The 16375-nt window shown below is 69.4% G+C and carries 13 protein-coding genes and 4 pseudogenes; 8 read left to right on the top strand and 9 right to left on the bottom strand.

Translation table 11 applies throughout. The features are described 5' to 3' along the window. Positions 1-5 precede the first annotated feature (5 nt). From ABZ899_RS33190 to ABZ899_RS33220, 7 genes and pseudogenes are all read right to left on the bottom strand, one after another. Positions 6-242, bottom strand: a pseudogene (locus ABZ899_RS33190) (transposase); the annotation flags it as partial. Further along, positions 239-475: pseudogene (locus tag ABZ899_RS33195) on the bottom strand (integrase core domain-containing protein); the annotation flags it as partial. The pseudogenes ABZ899_RS33195 and ABZ899_RS33190, both read right to left, overlap by 4 nt. Beyond that, positions 468-1381 (bottom strand): annotated as a pseudogene (locus tag ABZ899_RS33200) (IS30 family transposase); the annotation flags it as partial. The pseudogenes ABZ899_RS33200 and ABZ899_RS33195, both read right to left, overlap by 8 nt. A gap of 169 nt (positions 1382-1550) precedes the next feature. After that, positions 1551-2258 (bottom strand): IS3 family transposase, encoded by a 708-nt coding sequence (locus ABZ899_RS33205; protein ID WP_361353609.1) that lies wholly within the window; start codon positions 2256-2258, stop codon positions 1551-1553. A gap of 23 nt (positions 2259-2281) precedes the next feature. Then, on the bottom strand, positions 2282-2608 hold the full coding sequence (locus tag ABZ899_RS33210; protein WP_037664766.1) for an IS3 family transposase: 327 nt from the start codon (positions 2606-2608) through the stop codon (positions 2282-2284). A gap of 394 nt (positions 2609-3002) precedes the next feature. Then, positions 3003-3788 carry a DUF1963 domain-containing protein gene (locus ABZ899_RS33215; protein ID WP_361353612.1) on the bottom strand — a complete coding sequence of 262 codons (786 nt, stop codon included), beginning with the start codon at positions 3786-3788 and terminating at the stop codon, positions 3003-3005. Positions 3789-4242: 454 nt separating this feature from the next. Continuing rightward, positions 4243-5286 (bottom strand): NAD(P)-dependent alcohol dehydrogenase, encoded by a 1044-nt coding sequence (locus ABZ899_RS33220; RefSeq protein ID WP_361353615.1) that lies wholly within the window; start codon positions 5284-5286, stop codon positions 4243-4245. A gap of 94 nt (positions 5287-5380) precedes the next feature. Between ABZ899_RS33220 and ABZ899_RS33225 the strand changes: the two genes are divergently transcribed. Then, positions 5381-5977 carry a TetR family transcriptional regulator gene (locus ABZ899_RS33225; RefSeq protein ID WP_361353618.1) on the top strand — a complete coding sequence of 199 codons (597 nt, stop codon included), beginning with the start codon at positions 5381-5383 and terminating at the stop codon, positions 5975-5977. A gap of 197 nt (positions 5978-6174) precedes the next feature. Here ABZ899_RS33225 and ABZ899_RS33230 read toward each other — a convergent pair whose 3' ends face one another. Then, positions 6175-6936: an isocitrate lyase/phosphoenolpyruvate mutase family protein gene (locus ABZ899_RS33230; RefSeq protein WP_361353621.1), complete on the bottom strand. Its 762-nt coding sequence runs from the start codon at positions 6934-6936 to the stop codon at positions 6175-6177. Between the two features lie 401 nt (positions 6937-7337). Between ABZ899_RS33230 and ABZ899_RS33235 the strand changes: the two genes are divergently transcribed. Continuing rightward, on the top strand, positions 7338-7871 hold the full coding sequence (locus ABZ899_RS33235; protein ID WP_361353623.1) for a GNAT family N-acetyltransferase: 534 nt from the start codon (positions 7338-7340) through the stop codon (positions 7869-7871). A 12-nt stretch (positions 7872-7883) separates the two neighbouring features. After that, positions 7884-9590, top strand: coding sequence for a phosphocholine-specific phospholipase C (locus ABZ899_RS33240; RefSeq protein WP_361353626.1), 1707 nt, complete (start codon positions 7884-7886; stop codon positions 9588-9590). 390 nt (positions 9591-9980) lie between these two features. Here ABZ899_RS33240 and ABZ899_RS33245 read toward each other — a convergent pair whose 3' ends face one another. Next, positions 9981-10940: a LysR family transcriptional regulator gene (locus ABZ899_RS33245; RefSeq protein ID WP_361353629.1), complete on the bottom strand. Its 960-nt coding sequence runs from the start codon at positions 10938-10940 to the stop codon at positions 9981-9983. A 230-nt stretch (positions 10941-11170) separates the two neighbouring features. Between ABZ899_RS33245 and ABZ899_RS33250 the strand changes: the two genes are divergently transcribed. The 5 genes and pseudogenes from ABZ899_RS33250 to ABZ899_RS33270 all read left to right on the top strand — a co-directional run. Continuing rightward, complete coding sequence (locus ABZ899_RS33250) at positions 11171-11545, top strand: hypothetical protein (RefSeq protein WP_361353632.1); 375 nt, start codon at positions 11171-11173, stop codon at positions 11543-11545. 417 nt (positions 11546-11962) lie between these two features. Then, the gene (locus ABZ899_RS33255) at positions 11963-13063 is read left to right on the top strand and encodes an NlpC/P60 family protein (protein WP_361353635.1); all 1101 of its coding nucleotides are present in this window, start codon (positions 11963-11965) and stop codon (positions 13061-13063) included. A 334-nt stretch (positions 13064-13397) separates the two neighbouring features. Beyond that, positions 13398-16055, top strand: coding sequence for a class III lanthionine synthetase LanKC (gene lanKC, locus ABZ899_RS33260; RefSeq protein WP_361353638.1), 2658 nt, complete (start codon positions 13398-13400; stop codon positions 16053-16055). Further along, the gene (locus tag ABZ899_RS33265; RefSeq protein WP_006130296.1) at positions 16052-16180 is read left to right on the top strand and encodes a SapB/AmfS family lanthipeptide; all 129 of its coding nucleotides are present in this window, start codon (positions 16052-16054) and stop codon (positions 16178-16180) included. Before lanKC ends, ABZ899_RS33265 begins: the two co-directional genes overlap by 4 nt. Positions 16181-16253: 73 nt before the next feature. Further along, positions 16254-16375 (top strand): annotated as a pseudogene (locus ABZ899_RS33270) (hypothetical protein); the annotation flags it as partial.

Consider the following 16375-nt stretch of genomic DNA (forward strand, 5'->3'; position numbering starts at 1 on the left):
TAGAGGTTCTTAGCGTCGGTCTTGGCCTCGCCGGGGTAGAGGTCGGCGATCCTGCGCATGGCGAGTCCTGGCAGGTAGGCGACCTGACAGCCGGCGTCCCTGGCGACGGTCAGTGGGAGGGCGCCGATGGAAGCGGGCTGGTCCACGATCACCAAGACCGTGCCGTACTTGGTCTTGAGCTTGTCGAAGACAGCTCGGAGCTTTGGTTCGGTGAACCGCTCCGGGATCGGTGGAGGCTCTATGCGCTGACTCCAGCCGCCGGTTGGGGCTGGTGTTGAGCGTAGTGGGTGGTCTCGTGCTCGTGGGGCGGGATGTCTCCGATCGCGGTGTGGAGGCGCTGGTTGTTGAACCAGTCGACCCACTCCGCGGTGCCGAGTTCGACGTCGGCGAGGCTATGCCATGGCCTGCGGGGCTTGATCAGCTCGGTCTTGTAGAGGCCGATCCGGGACTCCATGAGCGCGTTGTCGTTCCTTCCCGCGGTCCCAGGTCAGTGTCTTGCGGAGCTGCTCGGGAAGCTTCGTCATCGACACCGTCAGGGCAGTGTTCATCGCGACGGCGCCGTAACCGCCCAACGCCGGGCCGTTCTTCACGGTCGGCACCTCGCCCCAGCCCTCCATCCTCGGCAGATGCACCAGGAGGATGGAGGGCTGCTGCGCTCGACAAGCGTGCCGATCGCGGACCGGCCCGTCCCGATGATCAGATCGCCTTCCCAATGCCCCGGGACCGCGCGGTCTGCGGCCTCCGCAGGACGTTCACTGAGGACGACATCCGCGGTGACATGCCCTTGCGGCCTGTTACATGACCTCGACCGAGGCTCTCGAAGCGCCCGCCCGGTGCGCAGGCAGGCGACCAGCTCACGCTTGAGCGCACCACGGCCCTCAATGAACAGCGACTGATAGATCGCCTCGTGGCTGATGCGCATGGACTCATCCTCGGGGAAGTCGGCCTTCAACCGGTGCGAGATCTGTTCCGGGCTCCATGCTGTCGCCCACCGCCTGTCTTGCCGGTGCGGCTTGTTCAGCCCTTTCCACGGAGGCGTCTGCGGTCCTGCGGCGACCGTCCCGTCAGGCAGGAGAACGTTCCCCGACAACCTCTCCTGAACGTACTCCCGCAACCGGTCGTTGCCCAGAAGCTTCGCGCTCTTCGGGCGCTTGGCCGCCTGCTGAGCCTTCCACTGGGCGACCGTCGCGCGGTACTCCTGCTTGCCGCTGCGCGTGGCGGCGTTGCGGCGCAGTTCGCGCGAGATCGTCCCGGGGTCACGCCCCAGGGCACGGGCGATCTCGCGCACACCCTTGCTCATCGCCCTGAGAATCGCGATCTCCTCGCGCTCCTCGAACGTGAGATACCGGCCCGAGGGCTCGGCCAACGAGATCGGAGGCATGCCGCCAGCGTGACGAAACCACCTCGCACCCACCGGCCACGACACGCCGACCGCCAGCGACGCCTCGGCCGTCGTGACCCCCGTGGCGATCAGTCGCCAGAACTGGCGCTGCACGACCCGAGACGGACCGGGCCGCCCCGGCGAGCGCATCGCCGGCCGCAATGCACGGTCAGCGCGCCACTGCCGACGTCGCCCCTCCGGAACATCGCTGGTCTTCAAACTCCAGTCCGCCGTGGCCACGTCGCACACCTCCGAGATCAGGGTGTTGCGACGACCAGTTGAATCCGCCTTGGCTGCCGGCGTCCGAATGGTGAACGAGCCCCGGTTCAGCGGGAGTTCCGGCGCGGTCGCGGCGCCACAAGGCCATGTCGAGGGCGTCGAGGACGAGCTTGGTCCGCTTGCTGGTGGCGGCGGACCAGCCCACGATCGCCCGGGAGAACACGTCCACGACGAACGCGACGTAGACGATCCCGGACCAGGTGGCGACATAGGTGAAGTCCGCGACCCATCTTTCGTTCGGCCGGGATGCGGTGAAGTCGCGTTGCAGCAGGTCGGCAGCCCGTTCATGGCCGTTGTCCCGGACGGTGGTGCGGATCTTCTTCCCTCGCCGGGCGCCCTCCAGGCCCAGGTCGCGCATCAGTCGGGCGACGGTGCAGCGGGCCACCGGTATGCCCTCGCGATGCAGTTGCCGCCAGACTTTCCTGACCCCGTAGACGCTGAAGTTGTCCGTGTGGACGCGGCTGATCTGCGCCTTCAGTTCGGTGTCGCGGACTGTTCGGGTGCTGGGGGTGCGGTTCTTCGCCGCGTAGTAGGTGCTCGTCGCGATCTTCAGTCCGTGGCTGGTCAGGACTCGGCAGATCGGCTCGACTCCGAACACCTGGCGGTGCGCATCGATGAACGCTACGAGCGCTTCGACGGCCGGTCGAGCTCGGCCGCGAAGAAAGCCGACGCCGCCTTCAAGATCTCGTTCGCCCGCCGCAGCTCGGCGTTCTCCGCCTTCAGGCGCTTGATCTCTGCAGCCTCGTCCGAAGTCACGCCTGGACGCTGGCCGGCATCGACTTCGGCTTTGCGGACCCAGGTCCGCACCGTCTCAGCGGCACCGATCCCGAGCTTCGCGGCGACCGCCTTCATCGCGGCCCACTCGGTCGGGTAATTCGGGCGGACCTCCGCGACCATGCGCACCGCACGCTCACGAAGCTCAGCAGGATAGGGGGACGGACGTGCCATGACTCGATCCTCTCAGGGAATCGAGCCTCCATCAGACCCGGAGCGGTTCATGTCACTACCCCCGACAACAATCCGAAGAGGTCAGTAGGTGGGTCTGATTGTCGGCCCGGTTGCGGGGAGGCGGCCGTCTGTGACCAGACTGCTGGCCGCCGCTGATTACCCGGTGCGCCCAGTGCGGTCGTCGTACCCTTCGCGAGCGGTGATGACTTCTGACACTCATCCGCGAGCACGGGGCGGGCATCACGGGTGCCCGCCCCTTTTGACGCTGGTGGCCCCGTCGGAACCGATCGCGGAGTTGCTTTTTGCGCCACCGCGAGGTGCTGAGCTCGCCCGTGGGGTGTGAGCCGACTGGGCAGATGGACCAACGCGGGGTGAACTGGAACCCCGGTGCTGGTCAGACTTGCTGCTCGAACTCCAAGGCTTCGTACCGACGCGCGGCGATGTCCTCGCGGGTGCCGACAACGAGGGTCTGGGTGTAGACGTTGAGGTCGATCGACTGTCCGTGTATTTGGGCAAGGAGGACGAGGTCGCCTTCGTCCGGCGGTGACTGCCAGGGGCTGGAGTAGCCGCCGAGTTGGACGGCGACCCCATGGGACGCGCCGCCGGCTGCCGCTTTGCGCACAGCTTCCTCGAAGGCATCCAGGATGTCGTCGCGGTCCTCGCCGACGTCCAGGAACGCGCTGGTTGCCGGGCTGTCACGCCAGCCGGGCGAGACGGTCAGTCCCGGAACCGGATACAGAACATCCGGTCGGTAGACCTTGACTTGCTCTGGTTCCCCGTCGAGTTCGTAGGCTGCCGAGCGTGGTGTGGTGCGCACGCCGGCGGGAACGTGCAGGACCATCGACGACTCCGGCTCGTACTCGATCGCGATGAAGAACAACAGGGTGCCGTCGGACGGAAGTCCGATGTCCAGGGCTGCACGAGGGAGCGCCGCACAATCGACGGTCATTACCAGCGGGTTGCGTCCATCGGGCCAGTCGACGCCGTCCGGCAGGCAGGGGAGGCCTCCCGTGCGCGCGGCGGGACGGGCCTTTTGCTGCTGGGCGGGCGTCAGGTCCTGGAATGGGACGAGGTGGAGACACCGCTGGGATGCGGATAGCAGTTCTTGCGCCACCGGGCCCGGAACGCCATGTCTCCGGGCCGCCCCCAGAACGAGCTCTTCCACGATCGGACTGGTCATGACCGCGATCATGCCAGGGCAGACCGACATCAACTCGGTCACCGGGCACAGTCGTTGGGCCTGGGACACCGTGCCAGGCCGAGGGACACAGGCCCTGAGGGCGCAGACCTGCTCGTTTGTGGGGACAGCGCCGTAGGTGGTGTGAGCATGCTGGACGCCTCTCGCGGACTGGCGTGCATCAGGCTCCGCGTCGGGCCGGTGTGGGCGACCTGTATGAGTCAGACGCTGCTGGTCCTTGCTGCGGGCGGGGAAAGCGCCGACAACGGGGTGATCAGTCACCTCGAGCCCGCCTGACCGCGCTTGCGTTGAAGCGCGGGGAGAGCCCATGGACGCTGGTTGACGCCCCGGCAGGTCTCCTTCGACGGTGTCCGCGAAACCCGCTCGCCGTCGACCGTGTCCACGGCTCCCGTGCTTGTCGGCGGGCTTGCCGTCGGACGAGCCGCTTCGACGGTGGTCAGTCCAGGTCGGACATGTCGAGCACGAAGCGGTAGCGGACGTCGTTGCGGCCCAGGCGTTCGAGGGCCTTGTTCACCTCGGACGACGGCAGCAGTTCGATGTCGGCGGTGATGCCGTGTTCGGCGCAGAAATGCAGCATGGCGGCGGTGGACGGGCGGCCTCCGCTGCCGGCGGAGCTGAGCTTCTTGCGGCCGATGAGCAGGTCCATGGTTTCCACGGTGACCGGTCCGAGGTGGCCGAGGTGGCTGAGGGTGCCGTCCATGGCGGTGACGCGCAGGTACGGAGCCAGGTCGTGGGGAGCGGAGATGGTGTCGATGACCACGTCGAAGTGGTCGCGGACCGCTTCCATCTGCTCCGCGTCGGTGGACACGATGAAACCCTCGGCCCCCAGGCCGCGCGCTTCGTGAGCCTTGTCCGGAGACCGGCTGATGACGGAGGTCGTGGCGCCGAGTGCCGTCGCCATCTTGACCGCGAGGTGTCCCAGGCCGCCGAGCCCGGCCACGGCGACGGTGCTGCCTGGACCCACTCCGAGGGCTTGCAGCGGTTCCCACACGGTGACGCCGGCGCAGAGCAGGGGGGCTGTGGCGGCTGCGTCGAGGCCCGCAGGGAGAGGGTAGGCGAACCGATTGCTCACGACGTATTCGCGGGAGTCTCCGCCCAGGGTGGTCGACCCGTCCTGCCGGTCGGTTCCGCCGTAGGTCAGTGTCGGGAACTCACGGCAGAAGTTCTCCTGGCCGGCCTGGCACATGCGGCAGGTGCCGCACGAGTCGACGATGTTGCCGACGGCCACGGGGTCGCCCGGGGAGAAGTCGGACACCGCGCTGCCGACCTCGGCCACCACCCCGGTGAACTCGTGCCCGGGTACGAGCACGCCGTTTGTGTCGCTCCCGAGCGCCTGCAGCGCGTGGAGGTCTGTGTGGCAGACACCGCAGTAGTCGACACGTACCGCGATGTCGTCCGGGCGCAACTCCCGGCGCTCCAGCGCAGCGCGGCGCAGAGTGGGTGTCGTGCTGTCCGCCTGCCATCCGGTCGTGGAACGCATTTCTGACTCCTTAGACAGACTGTTCGGTCTGTACGACGGTAGAGGGGTGAGGCCCGAAAAGCAAACAGACGAGTCTGTCTGTTAAGGTCCAGATATGCCTGACCAGCCATCGAGCAGTCGCGGAGCCGCTACCTACCAGCGCATCGTCGACGCTGCCACCCAGGAGTTCGCCCAGTACGGCATCGCCGGTGCGCGCATCGAGCGGATCATCACCGCCGCGCGCACCAACAAGGCTCAGCTCTATGGCTACTTCGGGAACAAGGAGCAGCTCTTCGACGCGATCTTCTTCGCCTCACTGGAGCGCATCACCAACGTCGTCCCCATCGACGCCACGGACCTCGCCGACTGGGCGGTGCGCCTCTACGACGAGTACCTCAGCCGCCCCGATCTGATCCGGCTGGCGACCTGGGCGCGGCTGGAGCGGCGCCCGACCGGGCATCTCGTGGCGGACCACGACCACTACGACGACCATAAACTCCGTGCGATCGCAGAGGCCCAGGCCGCCGGGCGCATCAGACAGGGAGACCCCTTCGACGTGATGGCCATGGTCATTGCCATGTCCATGGCGTGGTCTCCGGTGAGCAACGTCTACGCCGCCTCGGCACAGGAACCCGAGAGCGTGCACGAGCAGCGACGCACCCTGCTGCGGGACTGCGTAAGCCGCGCCGTCGCCCCGGACCGGGGTGCCTGAGGGCTATGACGGTCCGGGCCCGAGACGCAATGGCACCGCGCAGCCCCGAAGGCCGGTAACGGCCACCCGGGGCTGCCCCGTTCAGCGCAACCGAACTCCGCTGAGGTGATTCACCTCCGCGTCGGTCACCTCCGCGTCGGTCACGTCTGCGGCAAGCGAAGTGACACCGCTGGCCGGCCCGTTGCCTGGCCAACCCCTCAGGGTGCCCACCGCTTGAGCATGTCCTTCATCGCGTCCGCCATGGCGAATTGCAGCAGTGGGCCGTAGGTGATCCGGCCTACACCGAGACGGCGGAAACGCTCAAGATCGTGCCGGACGGGATGGGCCGTAGCATTCACAGGAACGGTGACGGCGCCGATCACCGCCGTGAGCAGATCGTCGTCGTCCTGAATACCCACCGGGTAGAGACTGTCGGCGCCGGCCTCTTCCAGGGCCCGCAGTCGCTCGATCGCCTCGTCGAGGACGGCGGAAGCGTCCTGCGCGTGCATGAAGAGATCGGTGCGCCCGTTGACCCAGACCGGAACACCTGCGTCGTCAGCCGCTGTACGCAGGCCGGCGACGTAGCTTGCGTGCTCCTGCGTGCTGCGTACGCGGCCACCGTCCGAGTGGACGGTGTCCTCGATGTTGAGACCGACGCCGCCGACCTCGATCAGTCCGGCGACGAGGTCTGCGGGCTTCTGCCCGTATCCGGCCTCCAGGTCCACGGAGACGGGGACGTCGACTGCTGCGATGATCGGCTTGACGGCGGCGAGTACCTCTTCGAAGGTCTGCCCCTCGTTGTCGTCGGCTCCCCGGGAGTCGGCGAGGGGATGGCTGCCGACGGTGAGCGCGGGGAAGCCGGAGGCGACCGCCGTGCGCGCGGACCAGACGTCCCAGACGGTCGGCAGGACGAGCGGTTTGTACTGGGCGTGCAACTGCATGAGGCGTTGAGCGCGCTCAACGGTGGTGTGAGAGACCATGCCAGGGACGCTACCCCGGGATTGCCGCGGACAATGTGCTGACAGGCCTTGCCCGGTGACCGGAGGGCGAACTCCTGATGATCGATCGGACCCGGGAGCTCGACGGGCCGTCGGGTCTGCCGGTTGCTCATCCCGTCCGCCGGGGCGCCAGCGGTGGTGCGTATCCCTTCGGCCTGCGCAGACAGCTTCGGCCGCGCCGGCTTGCGCGAGGAGTCGCGGGCGTCGGACGCGGACCGATGGCTGCCGCGGGCCAGGCAGGGCGGGATCAGGTCCGTGTACTGGGCCGACCGGGTGCCGTCACCTCATGCGCCCCCAGGACCTGCGGTGTCACCGCGGTGTGATTGTCGCCCTCGTGGGCGTCGGATTACGGATGAGGGCCCTTCCTTCGGCAGGATGGGGGCATGACCGAGATCCGCACCCCCCGTCTCCTCCTCCGTAGCTGGCACGACGATGACCTTGCCCCGATGGCGGAAATCAACGCGGACCCACGGGTCATGCGCTGGGTCGACGACGGTTCGGTGCGCGATCTGGATGACACGGCCGAGGAGATCGAACGCTGGGAGGAGGAATGGGACGAGGAGGGCTTTGGGCTCTTCGCCGTCGAACTGCTGGCTTCGGGCGAACTGATCGGTTTTACGGGGTTGTCGGTGCCCGAGTTCCTGCCGGAGGTGATGCCCGCCGTGGCGATCAGTTGGCGTCTGGGCTCACAGTTCTGGGGTCAGGGATACGCCTCCGAAGCAGCGCACGCCACCTTGGAGTTCGCGCTCCAGGACCGCGGCCTGGACCGCGTCATCAGCATCAGCCGGGTTGGGGACACTGCCTCTGAGAACGTCATCCGCAAGCTCGGCATGGTGCCCGAGCGGGAGACGGTACATCCGATGTACGGCTGTCCACTGCGCGTTCACGCCATCGACCTGACCGAGTTCCAGGCGTAACTGAGCATCTCCATGCCTTACGGCCAGCAGGCCTACAACGGCGGCAGGTACGACCGGTGGGTGCCCGCCAAGGGCACCACGACCATGGCGTACCTGACCCGCGAGGACATCCCCTTCCACTTCGCCCTCGCCGACGCCTTCACCGTCTGCGACGCCTACCACTGCTCGTTCATCGGCTCCACCGACCCGAACCGCTACTACATGTGGTCCGGCTACACGGGCAACGACGGCAGCGGCGGCGGCCCGGTCCTGGACAACGCCGAACTCGGCTACGGCTGGACCACCTACCCCGAGCGTCTGGAGCAGGTCGGCATCTCCTGGAAGATCTACCAGGACATCGGCGACGGCCTGGACGCGGCCGGCTCCTGGGGCTGGATCCAGGACGCCTACCGCGGCAACTACGGCGACAACTCCCTGCTGTACTTCGACAAGTACCGCAACGCCCAGCCCGGCGACCCCTGGTACGACAAGGCCCGCACCGGCACCGACGTCAAGAACGGCGACGGCTACTTCGACCACCTGCGCGCCGACGTCAAGGCCGGAGAACTGCCCCAGATCTCCTGGATCGCCGCCCCCGAGGCCTTCTCCGAGCACTCCAACTGGCCCTCGAACTACGGCGCCTGGTACATCGCCCAGGTCCTGGACGCCCTCACCTCCAACCCCGAGGTCTGGTCGAAGACGGCCCTGTTCATCACCTACGACGAGAACGACGGCTTCTTCGACCACGTCGTGCCGCCGCTGCCGCCGAAGGACGCCTCCCGCGGTCTGTCCACCGTCGACGTCACCCCCGACCTCTTCCCGGGCGACGGCCGCAGGACGGCGGGCCCCTACGGGCTGGGCCCGCGCGTGCCGATGCTGGTCGTCTCCCCCTGGAGCAAGGGCGGCTACGTCTGCTCCGAAACCCTCGACCACACCTCGATCCTGCGGTTCATGGAACGCCGCTTCGGCGTGCGCGAGACGAACATCTCGCCGTGGCGCCGGGCGATCTGCGGTGACCTGACGTCCGCGTTCGACTTCTCCCGCAAGGACGCGCGCCCGGCCCCACTGCCCGGCACCGACGCGTACGAGCCGCAGGACCGCGAACGCCACCCCGACTACAGGCCCACCCCGCCCGCCGACCCGCGCATGCCCCGGCAGGAGCGCGGACTGCGTCGCTCCCGGCCGCTGAAGTACGCCCCGCACGTCGACGCCACCGTCGACGTGGCCGCCGGGAAGCTCACCCTCACCTTCGCCTCCGGGCCGAAGGCCGGCGGTGCCTTCCACGTCACCTCCGGCAACCGCGCCGACGGTCCCTGGACGTACACCACCGAGGCCGGCCGGACGCTCCGGGACACCTGGAACTCGGCCTACTCCGCCGGCTCCTACGACCTGACCGTGCACGGCCCGAATGGCTTCGTGCGGGTCTTCAAGGGTTCCAACAGCGTGGCCGGCTGTGAGGTCACCGCCCGCCACCGGGGCGACGACCTCGAGCTCACCTTCACCCACAGGGGAACCGGCACGGCACGACTGCGCATCGCCGACGGCTACGGCGGCAGGCCCTCGGCCGTCACGGTCCGCCCGGGCGTGACCGTGCGGCGGACCGTCGACCTCACCGCAAGCCGCCGCTGGTACGACCTGACCGTCACCGCCGACGGCGACAAGGTCTTCCTGCGCCGGTTCGCGGGGCACGTTGAGAACGGACAGCCGGGCGTGAGCGACCCGGCGATCATCACCGCGTAGCCGGGCTGAGGTGCCCCGGTCGTGCGGCCGGGGCACCCACGCCGGTCCTCCGGCCGCGGTTCGCGTTCGTACGCCTGCGATGTGAGGCGGCAGGAACGAGGCGGCCCCCGGCGTGAACATCACGATGGGGGCCGTCCTCGTCTTTCCGCGTTCGGGTCGGTACAGGCCCTTGAACGTGTTCCAGCCGCCCGCGCCGACCAGCGCCCGGCTGCTGTACGTGCCGTTTCCCGTGGACGCGTACCGCCACAGCCTCCCGGCGGTGTCACGGGCCAGCAGGCCGGTGCGCCGTCACCGGAGAGGTCGCCGGTGCCGACGAGGGCGGAGCAGGCGTTCCAGCCGCCGCCGACCTTCTCTCGCCAGAGCGACGGCCCCTTGCGCTTCATGATGGGCTCAGGCGGGCATCGCCTCCGGGTCACTGACGCCGCGCGTCATGGCCTCTCGGGCAGCCTGCCGTACAGCCCGGACGGTGGCTTCGCTCCGCCGTGCCCTCAGCCAGGCGAGAGCAGACGTGGAGGGCGCAAGGTCGGCCACGTCGACGTACGTGACGCCCGGCCGGGCGAAGTACTCGCGCGCGGCCGCCGGCAGGAAGCACATCGCCTCACCGGCGGCCACGGTGTGCAGCAACGATTCCATGTCGGTGACCACCGGTCCGTAACGGACACGGCTGCCGTCGGGGCGCGGGTCGACCGCCCAGAAGTCCCACCACAGGCGCGGCACCTCCTGCGGCATGTCCACCACGGGCACACCGGAGAAGTGGGCCAGGGTGAGAGCGGGCAGGGACGCCAACGGGTGATCGGCGGCGAGACACGCCACGCGCGGCTCCGTGGCCAGGTGGTGCACTTCTATGTCGTCCGTCACCGGCGGGCGGAGGAAGACGACATCGGCCTCCTGCTGTGCCAGCGCGGCAAGATGATCACCGAAGCCCAAATTGATCAGCTGCACGGTCATACCCGGGTGCCGATTACGGAGTAGGCCGAGCACGGAGCGTGTGTGCTTCATGGAGGCTTCTGCTCCCATGGTCCCTACGACGAGTCGACCGGACGCCTGCCGCACCTGGGCGTCGGCGACGCGCCGCAGCCGGTCGACAGCGCCGACCGCCGCTCGAGCTTCGGGGAGGAGTGCCTGCCCCGCTTCCGTGAGACGAATCGTCCGGCCCGAGCGTTCCACCACAGCTACCCCCAAACGCTTCTCCAGCTCTCGGATCTGCTGGCTCAGCGCCGGCTGTGTGATGAACGAACGCGCGGCTGCGCGCCCGAAATGGAGTTCCTCATTCAGAGTGAGAAACAGCCGCAGCTGATGAATGCTCGGCTCCCTCGACCTGGACGCTCCCACGGAGAAGTACCCCTCCACCCGTCCAACCTGCTGACATAACACGCTCGTTATCAGTCGCAAGACATCATGCACCCTCGGTTCACTGACCTCCCCACGTTGCCCGTGTGATAGTCGACGGGCCGTTACTCGACGGGCCCGAACCCGGTCAACCGCCGCGAACGGTTGCCGTGCCCAGCGCGTGCCCACGGACGCCGGCCGGGCATCCACTGTCAGACCACCCCCAGGAGGACCGCACCATGATTCGCTCTGTGAGAACCGCCGCCGCGGCCGTGGCTTCCACGGCTGTCGCCGCCGCCGGCCTTGTCTTCGGCACGGCGAGTTCCGCCCATGCGACCGGGCACGGCGAGGGCTACTACGGTGTCTGGGCCTCCGGTGTGAACGTCCGTGCCGGTGGCGGAGAGCAGTGCTATCTGTACCCGTCCGCCGCCAACTGCCCCACCGTGCAGACGACGGTGAGCAGTCCCGCGCAGGTATGGGTGTACTGCCAGCAGGAAGGCGCGCAGAGCGTCGGCGGCAACCCGTACTGGGTATGGGTGCTCACCTCCAGCGGCCATCGCGGCTACATGGCCAGCTACTACACCGACAACGCCACCAACTGGATCGACGGCGTGCCGACCTGCTGACACGACGTCGAGGGGAATCCGGCGTACTGCGCACGCAGGTCCGGGCGCAGTGCGTAGGCGGTGCGCAGTAGGGGGCTTGGGGCCGGTCCTGCCTGCCCATGACGAAGAGCGACTACGGGGACGGGCATGGAAGGCCGACTTCTTCCTCAGCCAACCGACCACGGCACGATCAGAAACCGGGGACACGAGATGAGACCGAGTGAGCGAGGGAGCGACGGTCGAAGACCACTCGACCGAACGCTCCTGCTGAGAGTACTGCTCGCAGCGATGACGGCGGTGGCCTGTCTGGGGCTGCCAGCCACGACGACAGCCGCCGCTGCCGTGAAAACGGCACCACCTGCGGCCACCGCCTCGACCGCCGTCGGTAAGGCGGCGTCTGCCTGCGCGCCGCTGAAGCCGGGGGCGAGCGCTACCGCGGTGGACGCGGTGGAGGTCGCCTGCCGCTATGTCGGCTGGAGTTACGCGTGGGGCGGCGGCCACGCCCAGGGGCTTCCCGGCCCGAGCCAGGGCATGATCGACCCGACCGACCCACGGTCCTACGGGGACCCCAACCTCTGGAGCTTCGACTGCATCGGGCTGGTGCGCTGGGCCTGGTACAAGGCGACCCGCCAGGACATCGTCAGCGAGCGCACCACGCAGTCCACCTGGCAGAACCCGGGATACGCCCACACCAAGTTCACCAAGGAGCAGGGCGAGGCCCCGTTGCTGCCCGGGGACATCCTCTACTTCGGCACGGGCATCACGCACGTCGCGCTCTATCTCGGCGACGGCAAAGTGGTGGAGGCGCCCAACTCGGGCGACGTCGTCCGGGTCGCGGACGCCCGGTGGGACCGATACCAGGGAGCGTTCCGGCCGCACACCGCAGGCGTGTTCCCGGTCTGGGAGTACGACGGGCTCGGCCAGCACGTGAAGACGTGGGGCCGGCCCAACCTGCGCGAGAACTCCCACACCGGCAGCCCGGTCAAGTGGCAGAACGGCAACGGCATCTCCGTCGCCGTCAGGGCCCTGTGCCAGCGGGTGGGTGAACGGGTCACCGTCGACGGCATGGTCAACAACGTCTGGACCTATCTGCCGGACTACCGCAGCTGGGTGAGCAACCTGTTCCTGCAAGGCCCCGCGATCACCCCCGGCGTACCGTCGTGCGGGCAGTACGCGGCCATCGGAGGCACGCTGGACGGGGCCGACTCGAACACGTCCTGCGGCGACGGCACCGAGCCGAACTCCGCGGGCGCGTGGACGGCCAAGTCGACCACCGTGTGGGGCCGCACCGTGGAGCTGCGTTACAACGGCACGACCGCGTGCGCCTGGGGACGCATCATCGGCGGCACGGTCGGAGACGAGATCTGGGTCGACCGCAGCAGCGACAACGGGCAGACCTGGGAACCGATGCTCGGCTACACCACGGTCACCTCGGGCGGCGACGCGTACACCACCCAGTGGAACGACAACGGGCTGGTGATGCGCGCCTGCGGCACCAACGGCAAGGGCGGGACGATTGCCTGCACCGGCTGGTACTGACGCGCCGCTCCGTCGCCCCGGCGATCCCTCGCTCCTGTCGGAGCCGGGTCGCCGGGTCGCCGGGGCGCCGGGGCGCAGCCCGCGCGGTCGGCCAGGCGGATCGCGTGGTCGACTCGACGCCGAAAGAGACCGGTTGTGCCGTCGCCCCTGGACTGAGCGGCACACGCGGCCCGCCGGCCCCTCCACCAGGCACCCCAGGCGCCTTCACTCCGGCGCGACGTCCGTGGTTACTCGTGCGTTCCGCACATCAAGGTGATGACAGCGGTGACTGTGCGGGACGGTACGCACCATGACAGCGTCTTCCCCGTCAGCGACCGGACGGGAGGGAGACGGCGTGAACAAGGGCTATGCCGTGTACTGCGACGCGGACCCGTACTTCTACGACGCTCCGCACCGCACCGTCTCCGCGGCCGGCGCGGGACGCACCCGGTACGCCGCGGCCTTGTGGCCCGTCCCGGAGGGATGGCAGCGCAACGAGAGCGGTGACTGGCTCGCCCTGCGTCCGGCCGACGCCGAACTGCCCGATCAAGGCTGGAAGATCCACGTCTCCGCGTGCCTCGACAACGCCGAGTCCGTGCTGGAACGGGTGTGGCGGCACTGCGTAGCCGACGGCACCGCCTTCAAGTTCGTCCCCAGCCGCTACCTGCTGCACCAGCGCAACGCCAAGTACGCGGACCGCTCCGGCAGCGGCAAGTTCATCACCGTCTACCCGGCGGACGAGGAGCGGTTCGAACGGCTCGCGGACGAGCTGGGGCGGCTGCTGGTCGGCGAACCCGGACCGCACATCCTGAGCGACCTGCGGCTCGGCGACGGCCCCGTGCACGTCCGCTACGGCGGGTTCACCCGGCGCAACTGCTACGACGCGGAAGGGGAGTTGCGCCCGGCCGTGACCGGCCCCCACGGGGTGCTCGTGCCCGATCTGCGCGGCCCCGTCTTCCGCATACCGGACTGGGTCGAACCGCCCGCGTTCCTGCGTCCGCACCTGGAGGCACGCGACGCGCTGACCGTGGCCGGGCTGCCCTACGCCATCGAGTCGGCACTGCACTTCTCCAACGGCGGCGGTGTCTACCTCGCCCGCGACTCCCGCACCGGACAGCGGGTCGTCCTCAAGGAGGCCCGTCCGCACGCCGGTCTGGCGGCCGACGGCGCGGACGCCGTCGCCCGGCTGCACCGCGAACGCCGCGCGCTGGAGAGCCTGTCCGGTCTCGACTGCACCCCCGAGGTGCTCGACCACTTCACCGTCGGCGAACACCACTTCCTGGTGATGGAGCACATCGACGGCAAGCCGCTCAACACCTTCTTCGCCCGCCGCCACCCGCTCATCGAGGCCGACCCCGGCGAGGAGCGGCTGGCCGAGTACACGGCCTGGGCCCTCGACGTCCACGCCCGGGTGGAGCGCGCCGTGGAGGACGTCCACGCCCGCGGCGTGGTCTTCAACGACCTGCACCTGTTCAACATCATGATCCGCGAGGACGACAGCGTCGCCCTGCTGGACTTCGAGGCCGCGCACCAGGTCGGCGAAGCCGGTCGGCAGACCGTCGCCAACCCGGGGTTCGTGGCACCGTCCGACCGCAGGGGCGTCGCGGTGGACCGGTACGCGCTGGCCTGCCTGCGGCTCGCTCTGTTCCTGCCGCTGACCAGCCTGCTGGCCCTGGACCGGCGCAAGGCGGCCCACCTTGCCGACGTGGTCGCCGGACAGTTCCCGGTGGACCGGGCGTTCCTGGACGCGGCGGTCGACGAGATCACCCGCGGCGCAACCGAGCCCGCCGGCACCCCGGCGGCCGTACGGGAGGGCGGGCCGGTGGTCCCGGTCCGCCCCGGCGACTGGCCCCGCAGCAGGGACTCGATGGCCGCGGCGATCCGCGTCTCTGCGACCCCGTCCCGGACCGACCGCCTCTTCCCCGGCGACATCGCCCAGTTCGGCACGGCCGGCGGCGGACTGGCCTTCGGCCACGGCGCAGCGGGAGTGCTGTACGCGCTGGCCGAGAGCGGCGCGGGCCGGTACGAGGACGGGGAACAGTGGCTCCTGGAGCGGACCAAGCAACCGCCGTCGGGCATGCCACTCGGTTTCCACGACGGCCTCGCCGGTGTCGCCTGGACGCTGGAACACCTCGGTCACCGCGACCGCGCCCTGGAACTCGCCGAACTGCTCCTCGACCAGCCCTTCGACGACCTGGCCCCGGACCTGCACAGCGGCACCGCCGGACTGGGCCTGGCCCTGGACTCGCTGGCCGCGGCCACGGGGGAGAGCGCCCTGCGCACCGCCGCGCGGCGCTGCGCCGAGCTGACCGCCCGGAGGGGCTCCGCCGGGGACGTGAGCGTCGGCCGGGGCCGCGCGGGCCTGCTGCACGGCGCCGCCGGGCGGGCCCTGCTCTTCCTGCGGCTGTACGAAGCCGACCGGGACCCCGCTCTGCTCGACCTCGCGCGGGACGAACTGCGCCGGGACCTCGCGCGGTGCGTCCGTGGCGCCGGCGGCGCGCTCCAGGTCGACGAGGGCTGGCGCACCATGCCCTACCTGGGCGCGGGCAGCGTGGGCATCGGCATGGTGCTCGACGACTACCTGGCGCACCGCCAGGACGAGGACTTCACCCGGGCGAGAGGCGAGATCGTGGCCGCGGCGCAGGCCATGTTCTACGCCCAGCCGGGCCTGTACCGGGGGGTGGCCGGGATGGTGCTGCATCTCGGCCGCACGACGGCCGAGATGCCCGGCACCGGTCCCGAGGCCATCCGGCGGCAGCTCGACGCGCTTTCCTGGCACGCGATGTCCTACCGCGGCCGGCTCGCCTTCCCCGGCGAGCAGATGATGCGCCTGTCGATGGACCTCTCCACGGGCACGGCCGGATGCCTGCTCGCCGTCGCCTCCGTCCACGGCACCCGGTCCGCCGGACTGCCGTTCCTCCCGCCGCCCACCCGGCGGCCCCATGACTCGGCCCCTCCCGGGGTCGTGAGGAAAGAAGACAACCCGTTGCCGTACGAAGGGAAGACGTCATGAACCTGTTCGACCTGCAGTCGATGGAGACCCCCAAGGAAGAGGCCATGGGGGACGTGGAGACCGGCAGCCGCGCGAGCCTGCTGCTCTGCGGCGACAGCAGCCTGAGCGTCACGACCTGTAACTGACACACGGGCCGGCCACCGCGGTGACGCGGTGAGCCCTGCCGCCCGGTACCGGCGCTCCGGGTTTCCGCCCGGAGCGCTGCCGGCGCGGGGCGGCGCCGCCCGCGTACGGCGCCGGTTCGAGCCGCTCGGCTGGGACGTCACCGCCGAGCCGGTGCCCCTGGACGAGCGGTTCCCCGAGTGGGGCGACTCGCGCTA

The sequence above is a fragment of the Streptomyces sp. NPDC046859 genome (assembly GCF_040645135.1).
GTDB lineage: Bacteria > Actinomycetota > Actinomycetes > Streptomycetales > Streptomycetaceae > Streptomyces.

Coding starts and splice junctions, on each gene's coding strand:
- ABZ899_RS33210 (WP_037664766.1), bottom strand. CDS start 2,608: ATGGCACGTCCGTCCCCCTATCCTGCTGAGCTTCGTGAGCGTGCGGTG.
- ABZ899_RS33215 (WP_361353612.1), bottom strand. CDS start 3,788: ATGACCAGTCCGATCGTGGAAGAGCTCGTTCTGGGGGCGGCCCGGAGA.
- ABZ899_RS33220 (WP_361353615.1), bottom strand. CDS start 5,286: ATGCGTTCCACGACCGGATGGCAGGCGGACAGCACGACACCCACTCTG.
- ABZ899_RS33225 (WP_361353618.1), top strand. CDS start 5,381: ATGCCTGACCAGCCATCGAGCAGTCGCGGAGCCGCTACCTACCAGCGC.
- ABZ899_RS33230 (WP_361353621.1), bottom strand. CDS start 6,936: ATGGTCTCTCACACCACCGTTGAGCGCGCTCAACGCCTCATGCAGTTG.
- ABZ899_RS33235 (WP_361353623.1), top strand. CDS start 7,338: ATGACCGAGATCCGCACCCCCCGTCTCCTCCTCCGTAGCTGGCACGAC.
- ABZ899_RS33240 (WP_361353626.1), top strand. CDS start 7,884: ATGCCTTACGGCCAGCAGGCCTACAACGGCGGCAGGTACGACCGGTGG.
- ABZ899_RS33265 (WP_006130296.1), top strand. CDS start 16,052: ATGAACCTGTTCGACCTGCAGTCGATGGAGACCCCCAAGGAAGAGGCC.